Raw genomic sequence first — 17,447 nt, 5'->3', positions numbered from 1 at the left:
CGTCAGTCTGCGCGCAGCCGCGCCGTGAACGCCTCGGTGAGGAGGGCGTGACTCACGGCTGCGTCCCGGACCTGGCAGTATCGCAGGACCTCAGCGGGCTCGGTGATCACCTCGACGTCGTGGAAGGTGTCCTCGTCGTCGAAGCGCAGCACTGCCACCAGACGGCTGTCGAAGATCCAGAAGTCCTCTTCGGGCAGGTGCGCGCGCTGCGCGTCCGCACGCCAGATGCTGCGTACGTCCTCCCCTGTCGCCGCATTGCAGCGGGAGTAGTCCATGAGGAACAACTGCCCCTCGGTCGGGGGATCATCGACTACACGCACGCGCCCCACGTACTTGCCGCTGGACGTCTGCCGAAGGATGTTCATGCACCAGTCGCTGCCGAGATCCATGGGCGCCTGGCCCGTGCGCCGGAACTCGGCGAAGCCGGGATCGTCCCTGTCGGAGGCGTACCCGCGGCGGGTCTCCAGGTGCCAGGCCGAGTGCGCGAACGTCTCGAAGAACTGACCGAACTCTTCGAGGCCGACCAGCTCGGGCACTCGCACCATCTCCTTGGGCCCGTGGTTGACGAGCAGTTCGCGCGGTACGGCCACCGCGGCATCGTCCGGACCGAAGTGCTGGAGCTGGGAAACGTCCTCGGGGTCACTGACGGGTGTTCCCTGCACGATCACCTGCCCGGAGTCGAGGTCTTCGTGCAGCGCTGGGCAGGCGCCGTTCTTGCTGTCCGTGCCGATGAAACGCAGTCGTCGCGCCATGCCGCCCCCTCAGTTCGGGTTGTCGCCACCAGCATCACGCTGCGATGCGCCCCCGCTCCAGAGGGTGCAGCACCCGATGCGAGAACACACGAGAACATCCGGCCAGAGTTCGAGAACATTCGAGAACACTGCCTAGGTCCTCACGGCCGTGCGTCCCTACCGTCCTCGGCATGGCCTCAGCATCCGAGTCGAGCGACGCCGCGAGCGTCGACCCGTTCACCGCCGTGGAGTCTCTCGGCCAAAGAGAGGGCTCGGCCATCTCCGACTGGCTCGCCCGCTCCCTGCAGGAGCCTGCGCAGGCCTGGCGGGAGTGGGCGGCTACCGGAGTAGCGCTGCTTCCGTGCGGCCGCAGGTTCGACGCGGTCCGCCTCCCCGAGCACCTCGTACACAACGCGGTGCGCTCCACCGACCCGCAGGTCGTCGCGGCCCGGCTCGCGCAGAGCCTGGACGGTCCGGTGATCTACGACGGCCGCACCATGGGCGGCACGTACTACGCCCTGACCAGGCGGCGCCGGAAGGGGACTTGGCGGCACGAGGACGTGGCGCCCTGGCTGGGGGCCGGCACCTACCTCGGCGTACCGAAGCTCACTCGTATCGAACCACCCGGCACGCACTGGGTGGTGGCGCCGCGCTTCGAGGGTGACCTGTGCGAGCCCCTGGCCGTGGAGGCCCTCAGCCGCATCGGCCGCAGCGTCGACGAGGGGGCGGAGCCGTGTTGACCGAGCGGATGGCCGAGGCCGAGAAACACCGGGAGCGGCAGGCGTACCAACGCCTCCTCGCGCACCTGGACGGGTGTATGCCCTGTCACCGCTGGGCGGACTGCGAGGAGGGCGAGAGGATCCGTCGTGCGTTGCGGGCCGCACGAGCCGCCGTCCGCGCCTCGTCGGGCGACTCGGCCTGAACTCACAACTCCTCCCGCCCTTATGGAGAGTGGGCGCACGACCGACGACATGAGCGGGGCCGACCCGTTCGCCCGGGTCGGCCCTGCTCATGTCCTTGGTCCGCCTCGGCCGGCCTAGCGGCGCGGGGCCTGGGTCGGGGTCCGGTTGGCTGCCGCCCTGAGGCCCGCCACCGTGAGCGCCACCACCAGCAGCGCGGCCAGCGTCGCGACCATCGCCGACAGGGCGGGCAGCGGCGGTGCCACCCCGTCGGGCCGCAGCACGTAGCCGAGCGTCTTGGAGTTGACCCGGCCGTCGACCAGATGACCCACGGTCAGGGCTCCGGCCACCAGCGTGGCCGCCACCGCCACGAGCGGCGAACCGCTCAACAAGAGCGCCACGCCCGCCACCGCGCAGACGGCGGCGACGCCGACCGCCACGGAGAGACCCACCGTGGGCGTGTGCGACCAGTCCATCGGGACGTGGGCCGCCGCGCAGAGCAGGAACAGCACGCCGGCCACGCGGCGCAGCCACGTCACGGGCGTGCGCTCGCGGGCCCGCCTCGGGGTGGCGGCGGCCGTTGCCACCGCGGGCGAGGGCTGACCGGGACCGGCGGGCTGCGTGCCCGATGTGCCCGGCGCCGCGGAGGCGTCGGCCTCGGCGGGCGCCCGCCGGGTGAGCGCGGCGAGGTTGATGGGGTGCGTGGCGGAGCCGTCGCCCGCGTGGTCGCGCAGGCTGTCCATCAGCTCCATCAGGTCCTCGACGGAGCGCGCCGTACCGGCCGCGTGCACCACCTCGGCGCCGCTGTGCGGGTCGTGCGGGGGGCGCGAGAGCAGCTGGACGAGACGGCTCACCTCGGGGATGGGCCGCTCCTCGGCGGCGTGCCGGATGGCCTCGTCCATGTGGTCGGCCGGGTACTCGGGCGGGCCCAGGAGTTCGACCAGCCGGGTGACGTCCTCGACGGAGCGCGCCACGGCCGCGAGCCGCAGGACCGACCGCGCGGTCGCACGTTCCTCGGGCGACTGCTCCAGGCGGGTGACCAGGTCGACGACGTCGTCCAGCGGACGGGAGACCACAGCGACTCGTATGAGCTCGACCACCGCGTCGTCGTCGGCATCGGCTTCGGCTTCGGTGGCGACGTCAGGGGTGTGCGTCGTCTGTTCCGCGGGTCGGTCGGCCGGCGCGTTCGGGGGCCGACCCGGCTCCTGCGGGGGCCGGTCGGGGTCGGTGGGGGGCCGGTCCGGCTCGTGCGTCGGCCGTTCCGGGAGTACGACGCCGGCCGGCGGGCCCGCGACGTGACCCGTGTGGGCGGTGACGTGGCCCGTGGGGGCGCTGGTGTGGCCCGTGGGGTGGTCGACGGCGGGGTCCGTGGCGGGACGTGTGCCCGGTTCGGCCGTCTGCGGCATCGGTGCGGGCTGCTCGCGGGGTGGGGCGCCGAGCTGCGCGGTGCCCCAGTGGAGCGTCGTCGAAACCAGAGGTTCGCCGGTCCCGGACGTTTCCCCGGCGGCAGAGTAAGGCTCAGCGGCCATGTCACTTCTCCATTTCAGCAGGGCGTTCTCGCCCCGCATGGTGAGCGTGTGTCTCCCGTTCTATGCACGCTTCCTGCGGTCCGCCACCGGAGACGTGGTGCGGGGCCGCCGATCGAGGTGACGGCGGTTCAGTGATCGCGGCGGCTGCGCGGGGCACTGCGCGGATGCGTCACGGGATACACCACTGGACCCGTCACACGGCCTCGCGTCGTTCATATGGCCGTCAGCGGTCGCGAGTTGGGCCGGACTGAGGTGAGTTGGACTCGCACGCGTTCCCGAACCCTTGGAGGTCTTCCATGCGCCGTGCCCGAGTTCTCACCGCCGCCGTACTGCTGTCGGGTCTGACCGTTCTGGGAGGAGCCGGGCAGGCTCTGGCCGACGACGGCCCGACCGCGACGACCGGCAACAGCCCCGGCATCCTCTCCGGCACCAACGTCCAGATCCCGGTCGAGGTCCCCGTCAACGCCTGCGGCATCGGCGTGGACGTCCTCGCCCTGCTGAACCCGGCCTCTGGCAACACCTGCACCAACAGCAACAACTGAGGACCGAGAACGCACGACGAGCCCCCGCCTCGATCGACGAGACGGGGGCTCGTTCACGCATTCACGGGGCTCCACAGCAGCCCCGCATTCACGGGGCGCCACAGCCGCCGCCGTGCGTACGCCGGGGCCCTGGCCATCGGCCGAGGACCTGCCAGGATCGCGCCGTCAGGACTGGAAGCGGTCCCGCGCGTCGTCCGCGGTGTCGCGGAGCTGGTCCTGGCCCTTCCGGGTCCGGTCCTCGGCCTGACGGCCACGCTCCGACGCCTCGTCCTGGGCGCCGCCTCGCGCCTTCTCGGCCTGCTCCTTGAGCGCCTTGGCCTTGTCCTGGAACTGGTCCTTCATGCCCATGGTGGGCCTCCTTCGCAGTGGGAACTCCTGCCCCCCGCTCACAGCTTCCGGCGCGGCGCGGCGAGGCGCACGTCGAAGCGTCACGCAGCGTGGTGACGGCTGGTCACGGCCGGTTTCCGGCTCTCCGCTCCTCAACGGGGCTCAGGACGAGGCCCGCTCCACCAGCTCCGTCGGCAGCACGATCTGCCGCCGGCCACCGGACCCGACACCAGTGGCACGCCGACGCCCGGCCACCCCAGCCACCCCGGCCTCCCCAACCACCCCAGCCCCCCTGGTCTCCCCCGCCTCCCCCCGCGCCGCGATCTCGGCCAGCAGCACCTCCGTCATCGTGCGGCCCATCTCCGTGATCGGCTGACGCACGCTCGTCAGGGGCGGGTCCATGTGGCGGGCGATGGCCGAGTCGTCGAAGCCGACCAGCGCCACGTCCTGCGGTATGCGGCGCCCCGCCGCCCGCAGCACCTGCCGGGCGCCGGCCGCCATCACGTCCGAGCCCGCGAAGACCGCGTCCAAGTCCGGCGTACGTTCCAGGAGTTCGGCCATCGCACGGCGTCCGCCCTCCTCGGTGAAGTCGCCCCCCACGATCAGCGTCTCGTCGACCGGGTGGCCCGCGCTCTCCGGCCGTAGCTTCATAACGGCACCGCCCGGCAGGCATTCCCAGAAGGTTGACGGTGACGCAGCCGTACGCCCACATCGCACGATCAAGATGATCTGCGGCAGAAGCGCCCCTGGGAGACGCGGCCCCAAGACGGTCCAGCCGAGGGGGCACGCGATGAAGGTACCGCTACGGGCTCCATGGGCATGGAGTCTCTGCCCAGGTCCCTCGAAACGCGTCTCTTCCTCACTCTCCCGTACGGCACATAGATGACGTCTCGTAATGCAATATGACCGCCATCGGTAGGCATGCTGCACTACATAAAACACCACAGACTTGGAGAACGGAACGAGCGATTCTTCGGGCGTTTCCACAGGTCATCAGGCAATGGAACACTTTGGGTCCGGAAGGGTCGTCACTGATCTACTCGTCTACGAATCAGCCACATGATCTCAGCCATGAAAGGTGAGTTAGTGGTATTGACTGGCAGCTGCCACTGGAGGCAACATCGACATTGCACGAAACCACTGTGGTTAGTGTTACGCGAAGCACTCACGGGGAGGGGGTCTGGACAGACTTCTCATTACTTCTTGCTCACCCAGTCAAATTCCGAACGTCAGGAAGTGCTCATGCCCTTAAACTGCAAGAGGAGAACGTCGCAAGCCTTCGTCGCCATCGCAGCTGCTGCCTTAACGGCAGCAGTCCTCACCCCAAGTTCGGCTCGGGCTGCCGAGCCCAACCATGCTTGGGCGTGGTGGCACGTCCCCGGCGACACGAGAAACGGCGGCGTTGCGGAGACCTGGAGCCACGGCGAGAACCTAGTTGTCGAGGACTTCTGGTCCGATGGCTGGGGTACGCGCGCGCAACTCCAAAAACTACTGCCTGACTCCCACGGAACGATGCACTGGGTCAACCACGGCGAAGTGTGCTTCGACGATACGACCACCGGAAACACCAGTGGTGGCCGCACGTCATGCATGCGCAACATCACTGAGGGCACCGAGTATCGGGTCCACGTCTGGGCCTCGAAAGGCAGCACCTACAGGTATCATTCTTACAGCCCCTCCCTAATAGCCTGAATTTCTCACGGGGCGCATCGACTAGCACCGTAGGAGCGGACAGGTTCGCTTGTCCGCCCCTTTGGGAATCCCGTGCGATCAGACTGCGACCAGCCTGCCTTCGTGTCACGTTCAATTTCTCTAGCCAGGCATCTGAGACGCGCGTGAGCGGAGAGTGAATGAGGGCGGAGCCCTCATTCAGGCCACGCTATATCATTTCACATCATGCGTCAAGGCGCGAATCCTCGGAGGCGACAGTGACTGCATTTCTATACCATTTTCACGGTCTTGGGAGTTTCGACTTTTCAACCATGTCCCCGGAAGATGTGAAAATCATCCAGGATCTCGCAGAGCGAAAAAACCTCGAAATTCTGCCCACAGTTTACCTACGTCGTGAAAACCTTCCACGGCTGCGGGATACCATGCAGGCCTTCTCGGAGCTCTCAAAATCAGGCGAAGTGCCGAATATCGCCGGTTTCGCTATTGAAGGGCCACTGCTCGGTCCAGACGGCGGTATTCCCCGAAGCGGGAAATGGTATCCAACTGCCGCCGAGTGGGCCAAATTAGCGGAACTCGGCACGTTAGGCCTGAAGTATATAGTCATGGCACCGGATGCCATGGATCTCGACGATCCCATTGGAGACGGACTCACTTTTTCCGAACTGCTTTGCAACCTCTATGACAGTGGAGTAAGGATCGGCGTCGGACACTTCCACCGGGACAATCCTTGTCGCAGTGCTCGTAGACTCGAAAATGTACTCGGCTACCTTCATCTACACTACGAGTCCTCCCCCTTCCTCGTACTGACGGATCACCTGTACAACGACATGCCGAGAAACTTCGTCCACGCCTGGCGCTCCGAGGCGGCATTAGGACGCCGCAAATTAGAACTTGCCTCGGTCATGGCACCTCGCTGGACGCGGGAGAGTCTGCCCGATTTGCTTGGCCCCGTGCCGGCGGCCATGCTCAACGCCGCCCGCGACGACCGGCTCATGCCCTGCCTTAACTTCGACGGCCACCACGTCGACCTATCGATCTGCCGACGCACCGTCGACTACCTCGGCACCGGTCGGCTCATTGCGTTGACCGACCACATTGAGGTCGACACGATGGCGGGAGAGCCCCTCACCCAAGACCCCCATTCTGGACTCCTCCTCCGTGACGACGGTGCAGTTGCAGCTGGCTCAAGTGATTACTCAACGCAGCGCGCCAACATGTTGTCGATTGGCCTTAACGACGATCAGGTGCGGCAACTCTTCCACCGCAACCCTAAAAGCGCCATAAAATTCCGACCTGCGCGGCGATCGCCTTCTGCTTGAATGCTCTATAGAGGGGGTTGAGGGTTGACAACGCGTCTAATCTTCATGAGGCACGGGCAAACCGATGACAACACCGTGCTTCGCATTTCTACAGAACCGCCAGGATTAGGCTTGAATGCTGTCGGGCGTGAACAGGCACGGCTGGCCGGGGAGCGACTCGCGTCATCTATTGGCGTGAGGATGGTCTATTCAAGTCCGCTTCGCAGAGCCCGTGAGACGGCTTGCATCGTAGCCTCGATCGCAGGGTGTGACGTGCGAGTAGCCGAGGAACTCGCGGAGTGCCGGGCAGGGGTTGCCGAAGGACGGCTACACGAAGAGGTCGACACCCAGATCCGCTGGGTTTGGGAGCGGTGGCTTCGGGGCGATCTGAACCACCCGATCTCACGGAATGGCGAGTCTGCGCTGTCAGCCACAGCGCGGATTAAGGCCCTCTTGGGGCTGATGAGCCAGTTCGCTTCGGGTGACAAAGCATTCGTCCTCGTCGGGCACGGCACAATCTTCAGGCTCGCGCTACCCACGTTCTGCCCGAACCTCACGCCCGATTTCGTGCAGCCACGCTGGCTCGAGAACGGGAGGTACGTCGACGTAGCCATGACCGGTGACACCGGTCACTGCTTGTCGTGGCAAGGTGAATCGCCGCCGCCTGCACCGGGAGTGGAGGATGGATGACCGAGAAAAGGCCGGAGAGCCATCGAGAGTATGAAGGCCCGGCAGCACCACGGGTGTCACTCATTACTGCGGCGCATCCACGGCGCTTAGATCACCTCCCAGACACATCTCACAGCGTCGAGAACGTTCGCCAGCGGCTAAAAGGAACAGGTGCTGGCATAGAGTGGATCATCGTCGTTGATGGACCTGGTGCGGACCAAGATCTCGTAGCACAGGTGAAGGCAGATCGGATCCTCCAACTTCCCATTAGTCAGGGCGTCTCAGCAGCTCGTAACCACAGCCTGGCTATGAGCCGAGGCGAGTGGGTGTTTCCGGTCGATGCAGACGATATGCTCGATGCAGATGGATTCGAGACCCTTGTCACACAGACATACAGTGAAGACATCGTGTGGGTCGCGACCAATCGCCGTTGGCTCGACGATCGTTCACCCACTCCCCGCTGGATCCGAAGCAAGCGTCACTGGCGTCAGTATGAGTTAGAGGAGGAGTGGACGTCACCCTTTCCCTTCCATCCCAACAACGTGATGGTGCGGCGGATGACGGCTCTGTCCCAGTTTGGCTGGCCCGGCCTGGCGGTGAACGAGGACGTGGGTTACTGCCTGCTGGCATCCGCCGCAGGTGCCGGTCTGAGCCTGCCGATCGCGACACTGCTCTATCGTCGATGGGAAGGTCAGACGATCCGCGCAAGCGGCTACCAGGAAGCAAAGATACTTTCATTCCGCACGATGGAGGCTGCCATCAATGGCCGCCGCACTCAGGCAGGACTATCTCCCATCAAGGCTCCGTACCCAAGCCTGTTCTGACCGCCCATTGACATCCCGGCCTAGCCAAATGCGAGGTGCGCCTTGCGTGCTGACTCGACCACTATCTCCGCAGCAATCATGACTCATCCAGCGAGAGCAGGTCTCGCTAGGAAGCTACGCGAGGCCCATCCCGAACTCGACCTGCGTATCGTCATGGACCCTGCGCCGGATGAGCCACCCTGGGTGGTGCGGACCTTCCGTGAGGGCTGGAGGAACGCGGACCAAGGAGCGTCCCATCATTTGCTCCTCCAAGACGATGTGCTCCTTTGCGAGAGCTTCGTGCTGCACCTGAAGCATGCTGTGCAGTCGATGCCCCGCGCGGCGATCTGCTTGTTCGCGGACTGGAGTGCACGCAACTCGGCAGCGGTACGGCTGGCCGCACTGACCGGAGCCTCATGGGCTCCGGTAGTCGGAAGCTTCGCACCCACCCAGGCCATGGTGTTACCCACTGAAATGGCAGCGTCGTTGGCAGATTACCTGTCCAATGGCGGTGCTGTTCCAGGGGAACCTGAGGACATCACAGTGCTTCGTTTTTTCAGTAAACGAGGCATTCGTCCAGTGATTGCGGTACCGAACTTAGTCGAGCACCGTGACGTTCCGAGCATTGCCGGCAACACCGATCTAGGGCTACGGCTTTCGGTATGCTTCTCACATTCTCTGGCGCAAGATCACCAGTGGAACTCGGAAATCCTTCAAACCTCCATGCTGCCCTACCTACGGTGGGATACGGGGGAAGCAGGCTGTCTCATCGAGGGGATTTTCGGGGCGCCCTGGGACTTCATCGGATCCCGGCTGTGGCTGGAGGACCGCGGTGGCACCGCGGAAGCGCTGCTTGCTCCAATGCTACGCGATCAGCACGTCTCGCACTTGCTCAATCGTCTCAGCATCGACATCGATCCGCGCCTTCTGGAGGAGATCGCGTTGACCGGTGTCCTGATCGCCATGGCAGCAAAGCACCTAGGAAGAGCTCGCGGAGCCCGGACCATTGCCTCACCGAGACGCGGAACAGTCTTCGATCAGGCCCTGGACAGCCTTGCACCCGGCATGCTCAGAAGCTTCATCAGTATGTCGGTCGTTGACAAACATCGCGCTTCCTTAAGCTCGCTTGTCCGGCGGAGCGTATTGTGCGGACACCGGGCCGCTTGGCTCACGTCTGGACCAGGGCCGGCCCTAGGCGTTCCAGGTCAACCGCATCCGCCATCTCTCAGGTCTCCCGGGGAAGCTCGTTGATGCGAGGTTTGTGTAGCCGTGGCCGGAAAGAAACTACGGGCCGCGCTGGTCTAACAGCTTGCTTTCTACTCACCGGCCTCTCCGTGGCGACCTGGAGTTCTCGCATACCTGATGTCCAGCGCCATTCCCACGCCCAGCCAATAGAGTTTGGGATCGCGCTATTCGCGGGTGCAGTGGGGGCGCTTGCCGCTATACACGTGTCGGGACGTCTGCTGACTCGCTTGCCAGCACAACTGTTTCTAAGAGGCGCCAGCATGGCCGTCGCGGTGACGCTACTCACCCCTGCTCTGGCTGACCGGGTTTCCCTCTTGGCAGTCGCGCTGTCCCTCCAAGGTCTTTCTCATGGATGTATGGCCGTCGCGATGAACGTCTCCGCCGTCGGCGTCGAACTCAAATTGCAACGACCCGTCCTGTCTTCGTTTCATTCTGCCTTCAGTATCGGCAGTCTCATGGGGGCTCTAGGTGGAGCCATTTCACGGCAATTCGAGGTTCCGTCCATTGCGCTATTCGCGGCAGTATCCAGTACCCACTTGATCGTGCTGATCACAGTGTGGCGAGAAATGCCACGTGGCTCAGCGGAAAACATTAAGGCAGCGGGAGGTCCAGATGCCCCCCACATTGAATCGGCCGGGCAGACACGGAGCCATCTGGTACTGCTCGGCCTGCTCGCAGTGGCCGCCATGGTGTGCGAGGGATCGGTCAGCGACTGGTGTGGAATCTACTTGCGCGACGAACTCGGCGACAGTTCTCAACAAGCCCCATTGGCTTATGCTGCTTACGCTGTGGCAATGACTGTCGGCCGCACCATAGGCGACCCGGTCTCATTCCGATGGGGTGCCCATCGACTGCTGCGCTATTCTGCGATCGTTTCCGCATTCGGCCTAACGGTAACCTTCGTTGCATCCGCACCATGGATGGGCATAGTAGGTTTTGCATTTTTCGGAATAGGCCAGGCATGCATAATGCCTCAACTAATTTCACTCGCCGGGAAGTCGGGGGGAGCCAACAAGGAGCGCACCATCGCTCGGGTGATCGGCCTTGGGCAAGTTGGTTTCCTAATCGGCCCCATGATAATGGGGGGTGTTGCGCGAGGAATGTCCTTACGGGTTGCATTCGCAATCTTGGCATTTCTCTGCACACTGACCGCTGCCGCTCGTATCCCTGACAACGCACCAAGGGAACGGCCCCATGATGCATCCAAAATGCTCCACGGGCGGTCGCGCCTGGAGTCGGGGAACGATGATGCCCCTCAAGGGCATGTTTAAGCTTGAAGGCCAAGCGGAGAGTATATTTTTCAGCAATGTTGCCCGCCGGTAGACCCTGGTCTCATAGACCGCTCAATATCAAAAAGGCCTTGTAACCGGCTGACCGAACACTGATCCCCGCGGTGCGCGAACGCTTCCGGGATCGCATCTCCATCACGGCGCTTACCTGCTACAAACCCGGCGGACGCCCCAGGGTGATCTACCAGCCCCTCCTGACGACGGCCGGGCGCGGTCGAGGTGGTTAGGCGGGCCAGTTGTAGCGGGCCAGGATGCGGTGGACGGTGCCAGGTTCATTCAAGCAGATGAGCGGAGCGCGCGATCCGCAGCGGTGCGAGAGGCGGGCCTTTATGGTGGGCTGCCCGGTTCGCTGTGTTGTGTGGTGCGGGCTGTGGCAAGTGCCGTGAGGAACGTTCTGTCATGCCCGGTCTCGCCCAGTTCGCAGTAAACGGGCGGATCAGCGCCGGGCCGTGAGGAGCTTGAAAGCGTTCGGCGGCTCATCACAGCGGCCAGCCGTCCTCCGCCACGTAGCGGTTCAGATGCAGACGACCCGACCCTGGCCCCGAAGTCCAGCGCCCACTGGTACGCGAAGGTCGCCGCGGCCGGGGAGCTGCCGCCGAGCCCGACGCTGGACTGACCAGGGTGGTGCCCCGGCCGGGTGGGGGGAGGTCCGGCCGGGGCGCCGGCTCACTTGTACGCCGCGAACGCCTTCGTGAACGCGAGCGGCTCCTGCTCGATCGACGAGCACGTCGGCTGGGCGGAGCCCGACGCGCCGCCCTCGCAGGCCTTGTCGCGGGTCGAGGACCACATCGACAGCCAGCCGATGCCCTTGTCCTTGGCGAACGTGACGAGCTGGTCGGCGTCGTCGGTCTTGAACACCTCGGTCGCGACGTCGTTGACGCCGATCATCGGGGTGACGGCGACGGCCTTCCAGGCGGCCTCGTCGGAGAGCCCGAGCGCGGACTTGATCTGCTTCTGCGTGGCGGTGGCGGCCTGCACGGCGTACGTGCCCATGTCGCCGCTGTACGAGGCCCCGTAGTCCATGGCCATGACGTTCACCGCGTCGACCCGCACGCCGTTCTTCTTGGCGTCGGCGAGCAGGTCCACGCCGGGCTGGGTGAGCCCTTCGGGCATCACGGGCAGCGTGAACGACACGTTCAGGTCCGGGTGCTGCTTCTGCAGGGTGGCGATGGCCTCGGCACGGCGGGTGTTCGCGGCGGTGTCCGGCAGGGCGGCGCCCTCGATGTCGAAGTCGACCTTCGTCAGCTTGTAGGCGTCGACGACCTTGCCGTACGCCTTCGCCAGGGCGTCCGCGCTGTCGCACTTCAGGCCGAGCTCGGAGCCGGCCTGCCCGCCGAAGGAGACGCGGACGTCGCCGCCTGCGGCGCGCAGGTCGCCGAGCTGTGCGGCCACCTTGTCGTCGCCGAGCCCGGTCGTGCCGCCCCACAGCGGCTCGCAGCCGCCGCCGGAGGTGATGAAGGCGAGGTTGAACTCCTTGACGCCGGTCTTCTTCGCCGTGTCCACGAGGTCGTAGGCGGGGGCGAGGGAGGTGTCGACGAAGGGCGCGAACGTGGCGCCGTCCTTCGCCGCGTCCTTCGCCGCTCCGGCCTGCGCGGGCGCCTTCCCGGCGGGGGCCTTGGTCGCGAGGGCCGTCCCGGAGAAGAGGAAGGCGCCGCCGCCGACGAGTGACGCGGCGACCAGCCCTCCTATGACCTTGGAACGGGTGCTCACCGTGCGCCGGTGCGTGCTGCTCATCGCGTGCCTGCCTTAGCTGTACGGGGGTGGGGGTGCGGCAGCACGCTAGCCGCGCCGGAACCGACAAAACGCCCATGCGGGACGCGGGTCGAGGATCTTAGGGCGCGCTTAAGGAAGGGATGGGGGCCGATTAAAGATCGCGCGCCGGGGAGCCCGGCCTCGCCCGTGCGGCCTCCAGCAGGACAGACCTCCAGCAGGACAGACAGGGGCTCAGGGCCGAAAATGGGTGTTTTCTCCACAATGGCCTCACCTGCGGGAAAGGGAATCATGACCGGAACGCGCAGAGCAGTGCCCGCCGGAGGGTTCGTCCTCCTCCTCGCCGCCATGCTCGCCTGCCCGTCGGTGGCCCGTGCCGAGCCGGCACCGCCCGACTGGCCCCCGCCGGCCCCGTACGAGCCGTCGGCCGAGGCCCCGCCCTGGTCGACGCCGCTCGCCGCCCCCGAGGGGCACCCCGCGTTCCGGGCGGGGCTGTCCGCCCACGTCGTCGCGGAGGTCAACCGGCACCGCGCCGGGGCCGGTTGTGCCCCCGTACGGTTGCGGGCCTCGCTCAGCCGGTCCGCCAGGGAGCACAGCGACGACATGTCCGGCCACGAGCGCCTCACCCACCTCGGGACGGACGGCAGTCGGCCGCTGGAGCGGATGCGGGAGGCCGGCTATCACCCCCGCCGGGCCGGCGAGGTCATCGCGGCCGGTCCGCGCACCCCGGAGGCCGCCGTCAGGGCCTGGATGCGCAGCCCCTCCCACCGGGCCGTCGTCCTCTCCTGCCACTACACGGACGCGGGCGTCGGCGTGACGCGCGGCTCCGGCGGGCCCTGGTGGACGCTGGATCTGGCCGCGCGGCACTGAGGCCGGGTGGGTGAGCGGCGCGTTCCAGCGGGCGGAAAAGGGGCGGCAGTTCCCCTCGGTGGGGCGGGTGACGGTCCCGCGGGTCGTCAGCTCGGGGTGGGGGTGCGCCTGCGGCGGCGTACCGCGTCCCCCTGGTGGCCCCGGCGGACGTCGCCCGGGCGGCGGGCGTCGCGCTGGATCCAGATGCGGACCTCCGTGCCGCCGAGCACCGAGCTGCCGATCCGGACGTCGCCGCCCGTCGACTCGGCGAGGCGCCGCACGATGTCGAGGCCGAGCCCCGTGGAGCCGTCCTCGCCCGATCCGGTGCCCCGGGCGAGCGCGGCCTCGGGGTCGGCGATGCCCGCCCCCGCGTCGGAGACGAGGACGATCACCGCGTCCTCCCCGCTGTGCACGTCCACCGAGAAGGCCGTGCCCTCGCGGGTGTGCCGGAAGACGTTGCCGAGCAACGCGTCGAGCGCGGCGACCAGTTCGGTGCGGGCCACCGGGATGCGGACCGGCCGGTCGACGCCCGCGACCCGGACCTCGCGCCCCTCGTCCTCGGCGAGCGCCGACCAGAACGCCATCCGGTCCCGGATCACCTCGGCGGCGTCGCAGCCCGCGCCGGGGCCGACCGTCGCCGTCTGCGGCTTGGCGTCCCGCGCGGTGCGGATGATGGTGTCGACCTCGCGCTCCAGCGTCTCGACCGCGGTACGGGTCTGTTCGGCCGCCGGCCCTTCGCCGAGCGAGGCCGCGTTGAGCCGCAGCACGGTCAGCGGGGTGCGCAGCCGGTGCGAGAGGTCGGCCGCCAGCTCCCGTTCGTTGGCGAGGAGTTGGACCACCTGGTCGGCCATCGAGTTGAACGCCACGGCGGCGAGCCGCAGTTCGGTCGGCCCCTCCTCGGGCACCCGCGCCCCCAGCTTGCCCTCGCCGAGGTCGTGCGCGGCGCCCACCAGGCGTCTGGCCGGCTGGACCACGCGTACGCCCAGGCGGTCCGCGACCGCGACCGAGCCGATGACGAGCGCGATGCCGACACCGGCGAGCACCACCCACGCGGTGGTCACGCCGTTGCTGATCTCGGCCTCGGGCACGTAGATCTCCACGACGGCCGTGCCCGAACTGAGCGCGGTCGGCTGCAGCACGACGAAGCCGCCGGGCACCTCGGTGGTCCTCGCGCGGCCCTCCTTGCGGGTGGCCTCCACGGCCCGCGCCTCGGCCCGCGGGTCGCCGACCTCGAAGGCGGGGTGGCCGTCGACGGCCGGCACGTACACCGCCATCCGCCCGTCGCCGCCCGCCTCGGAGGAGGCGACGGCCCGGGTCAGCTCGGCGCGGTCGGTGGTGATGGAGAGCGTGGGGCCCATGCCCGCGCCGTGCCGCTCCGCGTTGGAGATCGCCCGGTCCCTCGCCATCTCCTTGACGACCAGGCCGAGCGGCACCGCGAAGGCCACCACGACCATCGTCGTGACGGCCAGACAGACCTTGACGAGCGCCCACCTCACAGCGGTGGCTCCGGCAGCGGCGGCTCCAGCTTCACGCCGACCCCGCGCAGGGTGTGCAGATAGCGCGGCCGGGCGGCCGTCTCGCCCAACTTCCGCCGCAGCCACGACAGATGGACGTCGATGGTCTGGTCGTCGCCGTAACTCTGCTGCCACACCTCGGCGAGCAGCTCCTTGCGCGGTACGACGACGCCGGGCCGTCCGGCGAGGAAGGCGAGCAGGTCGAACTCGCGGCGGGTCAGGTCGAGGCGCGCGCCGTCCAGCTCGGCCTGGCGGCGCAGCGGGTCGATGCTGAGCCCGCCGACCCGCAGCACGTTGCCGGGCGGCGCCTCGCCGGCGCTGACGCGCGCGCGGCGGAGCACGGCGGCCATCCGCGCCGAGAGGTGCTCGACGGAGAACGGCTTGGTGAGGTAGTCGTCGGCGCCGTCGTTCAGGAGCCGGACGATCTCCGTCTCGTCGTCCCGGGCGGTCGCGATGATCACCGGGACGTCCGTGATGCCGCGCAGCATCTTCAGCGCCTCCGACCCGTCGAGGTCGGGCAGGCCGAGATCCAGGATCACCACGTCGAAACGGAAATGGGCGACCTCGCGCAGCGCCTCCAGGGCGGTGCCGACGCTGCGCACGGTGTGCGATGCCTCGGTCAGATGCCGGATGAGGGCGGAGCGCACGAACTGGTCATCCTCGACGACGAGCACACTTGCCATGGGCGGCACCGTACGCCATACGGAGGAACGCGGTCCTGCCAGGGACGTGCCCGCCCCCGCCGGTCAGGGGCCCGGCCGCCCCGCGGGACAGGCGTGCGGGACGTGGTGCAGTATGGCCCGCGATGCACAGAGGACTCGTACACACCATCGCGTGGTCGCTCGCCACGGGCGCGGCGGTCACGCTGTCCTGGTGGGGCGTCCACACGGTGATGGCGGGCACGGCCTACGACCCGCCGCGCGCCCTGCCGCTGACGGCCGACGACGGCGGCCCCGACCGCGCGGAGCCGCGCGCCTCGTCGACCCACCGCACCCCGTCGTCGGCCACCGACAGGCGCTCGAAGTCCGCCGAGCCGCCGAAGTCGCCCCACTCGCCGAAATCGACCGAAACAAACGGATCGACCGGATCGACCGGAACAGGGCACTCCAAGAAGTCCTCGTCGCCGCCTCCGGCGCGTTCGGGCACGGGCACGGTGAAGAGCTACAACACCACCGGCGGCCGGGTCGTCCTCGACCTCGGCAAGGACTCCGCGACGCTGGTCTCCGCGACCCCGGCGGCCGGCTGGTCCGTGCAGACGTGGAAGCAGGACAAGTGGATCCGGGTGGACTTCACCGGGGGCGCGGCCCAGGTCTCGGTCTTCTGCACCTGGCACGACACGGAGCCGCGGGTGGAGATCGAGAAGTCCTGAACCCTCGCCCCGGTCCGGGCCGGACGGGCCTGGCGGGTCGGCCGGCTCAGCGGAAGACCGACGGGGGCGGCGCGGGTGAGGCCACCGCGCCGGCGTCGGTGACCGCCGCCGCTCCGCCGGTGAAGTCCGTGAGGCCCCGGCCGTGTTCGACCCTGCCGGGGTGCGGGTCGCTCGCGCAGCGGCGGGTCAGCTCGGCGACCGGGAGTGCCTGGTCGGAGCCGAGCAGGACGGCGTTGCCGAAGCGCCGGCCGCGCAGGACGGCCGGGTCGGCGGCGAGCGCGAGTTCGGGGAAGAGCGCGGCGGCGGTGGCGATCTGGCCGCGCAGGTGCGCGAGCGGTGGGCCGTCGGCGAGGTTCGCGGCGTAGTACCCGCCGGGCCTGAGGACCCTGCGAACGTCGGTGAGGAACTCCGTGCTGGTGAGGTGGGCGGGGGTGCGGGCCCCGCTGAAGACGTCGGCGATGACGAGGTCGGCCCAGCCGTCGGCGATCTTCGCGAGCCCTTCGCGGGCGTCGGCGGCGCGCACCCGGACCCGGGCCTGGGGGTCCAGCGGCAGTTCGCGGCGGACGAGCCGGACGAGCGCGGTGTCGCGCTCGACGACCTGCTGGGTGGAGCGGGGGCGGGTCGCGGCTATGTAGCGGGCGAGGGTGAAGGCGCCGCCGCCGAGGTGCAGGGCGTGCACGGGCTTGCCGGGCGGGGCGACGAGGTCGGCGATGTGGCCGAGCCTGCGCTGGTACTCGAAGTCGAGGTACGCGGGGTCGTCGAGGTCGACGTGGGACTGCGGGGCGCCGTCCACGAGCAGCGTCCAGGCGCGCGGCCTGTCCCGGTCCGGCATGAGCTCGGCGAGCCCGCCGTCGACGTCCTCGACCACGGCTTCCCGCGCTTCCCGGGCCCGCTTGTTCCTTGCCATCCGACCATTATCGGGGGGCGCGGGGGCGGCGGCCCGGCGGAGGGTACGGGGGCGGGCCGGTGCGGGGGTGGGGGTACGGGTGGGGGGCGCGGCGG

15 protein-coding genes and 2 pseudogenes are annotated in these 17,447 nt (G+C 67.8%); 9 read left to right on the top strand and 8 right to left on the bottom strand.

Annotated features, from left to right (window positions below; genetic code table 11):
- Positions 1 to 2: 2 nt before the first annotated feature.
- Positions 3 to 752 (bottom strand): DUF6879 family protein, encoded by a 750-nt coding sequence (locus tag ACZ6CV_RS23395; protein ID WP_469252656.1) that lies wholly within the window; start codon positions 750 to 752, stop codon positions 3 to 5.
- 170 nt (positions 753 to 922) lie between these two features.
- On the opposite strand from ACZ6CV_RS23395, the gene ACZ6CV_RS23390 reads away from it, so the two are divergent.
- On the top strand, positions 923 to 1,471 hold the full coding sequence (locus tag ACZ6CV_RS23390) for a hypothetical protein (protein ID WP_469252655.1): 549 nt from the start codon (positions 923 to 925) through the stop codon (positions 1,469 to 1,471).
- Between the two features lie 296 nt (positions 1,472 to 1,767).
- Here ACZ6CV_RS23390 and ACZ6CV_RS23385 read toward each other — a convergent pair whose 3' ends face one another.
- A complete protein-coding gene (locus ACZ6CV_RS23385) occupies positions 1,768 to 3,159 on the bottom strand; it encodes a hypothetical protein (protein ID WP_469252654.1) in 1,392 nt (463 codons plus the stop codon).
- A 296-nt stretch (positions 3,160 to 3,455) separates the two neighbouring features.
- On the opposite strand from ACZ6CV_RS23385, the gene ACZ6CV_RS23380 reads away from it, so the two are divergent.
- Entirely contained in the window at positions 3,456 to 3,701 is a 246-nt protein-coding gene (locus ACZ6CV_RS23380; protein WP_469252653.1) for a chaplin, read from the top strand.
- Between the two features lie 165 nt (positions 3,702 to 3,866).
- On the opposite strand, the gene ACZ6CV_RS23375 is transcribed toward ACZ6CV_RS23380, so the two are convergent.
- Together ACZ6CV_RS23375 and ACZ6CV_RS23370 are read right to left on the bottom strand one after the other, a co-directional pair.
- Positions 3,867 to 4,049: a hypothetical protein gene (locus tag ACZ6CV_RS23375; RefSeq protein WP_469252652.1), complete on the bottom strand. Its 183-nt coding sequence runs from the start codon at positions 4,047 to 4,049 to the stop codon at positions 3,867 to 3,869.
- Between the two features lie 141 nt (positions 4,050 to 4,190).
- A pseudogene (locus ACZ6CV_RS23370) lies at positions 4,191 to 4,658 on the bottom strand (LacI family DNA-binding transcriptional regulator); the annotation flags it as partial.
- Between the two features lie 1,298 nt (positions 4,659 to 5,956).
- Between ACZ6CV_RS23370 and ACZ6CV_RS23365 the strand changes: the two are divergent.
- From ACZ6CV_RS23365 to ACZ6CV_RS23345, 5 genes and pseudogenes are all read left to right on the top strand, one after another.
- Entirely contained in the window at positions 5,957 to 7,018 is a 1,062-nt protein-coding gene (locus tag ACZ6CV_RS23365) for a hypothetical protein (RefSeq protein WP_469252651.1), read from the top strand.
- A 45-nt stretch (positions 7,019 to 7,063) separates the two neighbouring features.
- The gene (locus tag ACZ6CV_RS23360; protein WP_469252755.1) at positions 7,064 to 7,687 is read left to right on the top strand and encodes a histidine phosphatase family protein; all 624 of its coding nucleotides are present in this window, start codon (positions 7,064 to 7,066) and stop codon (positions 7,685 to 7,687) included.
- Entirely contained in the window at positions 7,684 to 8,490 is an 807-nt protein-coding gene (locus ACZ6CV_RS23355; protein ID WP_469252650.1) for a glycosyltransferase family 2 protein, read from the top strand. The genes ACZ6CV_RS23360 and ACZ6CV_RS23355 overlap by 4 nt, the downstream gene beginning before the upstream one ends.
- 1,229 nt (positions 8,491 to 9,719) lie before the next feature.
- Positions 9,720 to 10,985: an MFS transporter gene (locus ACZ6CV_RS23350; RefSeq protein WP_469252754.1), complete on the top strand. Its 1,266-nt coding sequence runs from the start codon at positions 9,720 to 9,722 to the stop codon at positions 10,983 to 10,985.
- A 122-nt stretch (positions 10,986 to 11,107) separates the two neighbouring features.
- A pseudogene (locus ACZ6CV_RS23345) lies at positions 11,108 to 11,194 on the top strand (transposase); the annotation flags it as partial.
- A gap of 475 nt (positions 11,195 to 11,669) precedes the next feature.
- On the opposite strand, the gene ACZ6CV_RS23340 reads toward ACZ6CV_RS23345, so the two are convergent.
- Positions 11,670 to 12,737, bottom strand: a complete 1,068-nt coding sequence (locus tag ACZ6CV_RS23340; protein ID WP_469252649.1) for a chitinase — start codon at positions 12,735 to 12,737, stop codon at positions 11,670 to 11,672.
- A gap of 267 nt (positions 12,738 to 13,004) precedes the next feature.
- Between ACZ6CV_RS23340 and ACZ6CV_RS23335 the strand changes: the two genes are divergently transcribed.
- Positions 13,005 to 13,583, top strand: a complete 579-nt coding sequence (locus tag ACZ6CV_RS23335; protein WP_469252648.1) for a CAP domain-containing protein — start codon at positions 13,005 to 13,007, stop codon at positions 13,581 to 13,583.
- 86 nt (positions 13,584 to 13,669) lie between these two features.
- Here ACZ6CV_RS23335 and ACZ6CV_RS23330 read toward each other — a convergent pair whose 3' ends face one another.
- Positions 13,670 to 15,058 carry a sensor histidine kinase gene (locus ACZ6CV_RS23330; protein ID WP_469252647.1) on the bottom strand — a complete coding sequence of 463 codons (1,389 nt, stop codon included), beginning with the start codon at positions 15,056 to 15,058 and terminating at the stop codon, positions 13,670 to 13,672.
- Positions 15,055 to 15,759, bottom strand: coding sequence for a response regulator transcription factor (locus ACZ6CV_RS23325; RefSeq protein ID WP_469252646.1), 705 nt, complete (start codon positions 15,757 to 15,759; stop codon positions 15,055 to 15,057). The genes ACZ6CV_RS23330 and ACZ6CV_RS23325 overlap by 4 nt, the downstream gene beginning before the upstream one ends.
- Positions 15,760 to 15,881: 122 nt before the next feature.
- Here ACZ6CV_RS23325 and ACZ6CV_RS23320 point away from each other — a divergent pair, with 122 nt between their 5' ends.
- Entirely contained in the window at positions 15,882 to 16,445 is a 564-nt protein-coding gene (locus ACZ6CV_RS23320; protein ID WP_469252645.1) for a hypothetical protein, read from the top strand.
- Between the two features lie 46 nt (positions 16,446 to 16,491).
- Here ACZ6CV_RS23320 and ACZ6CV_RS23315 read toward each other — a convergent pair whose 3' ends face one another.
- Complete coding sequence (locus ACZ6CV_RS23315) at positions 16,492 to 17,352, bottom strand: spermidine synthase (protein WP_469252644.1); 861 nt, start codon at positions 17,350 to 17,352, stop codon at positions 16,492 to 16,494.
- Positions 17,353 to 17,447 lie beyond the last annotated feature (95 nt).

This window comes from Streptomyces sp. NPDC041713 (assembly GCF_055591085.1).
This window is presented reverse-complemented; position numbering and strand designations above follow the sequence as displayed.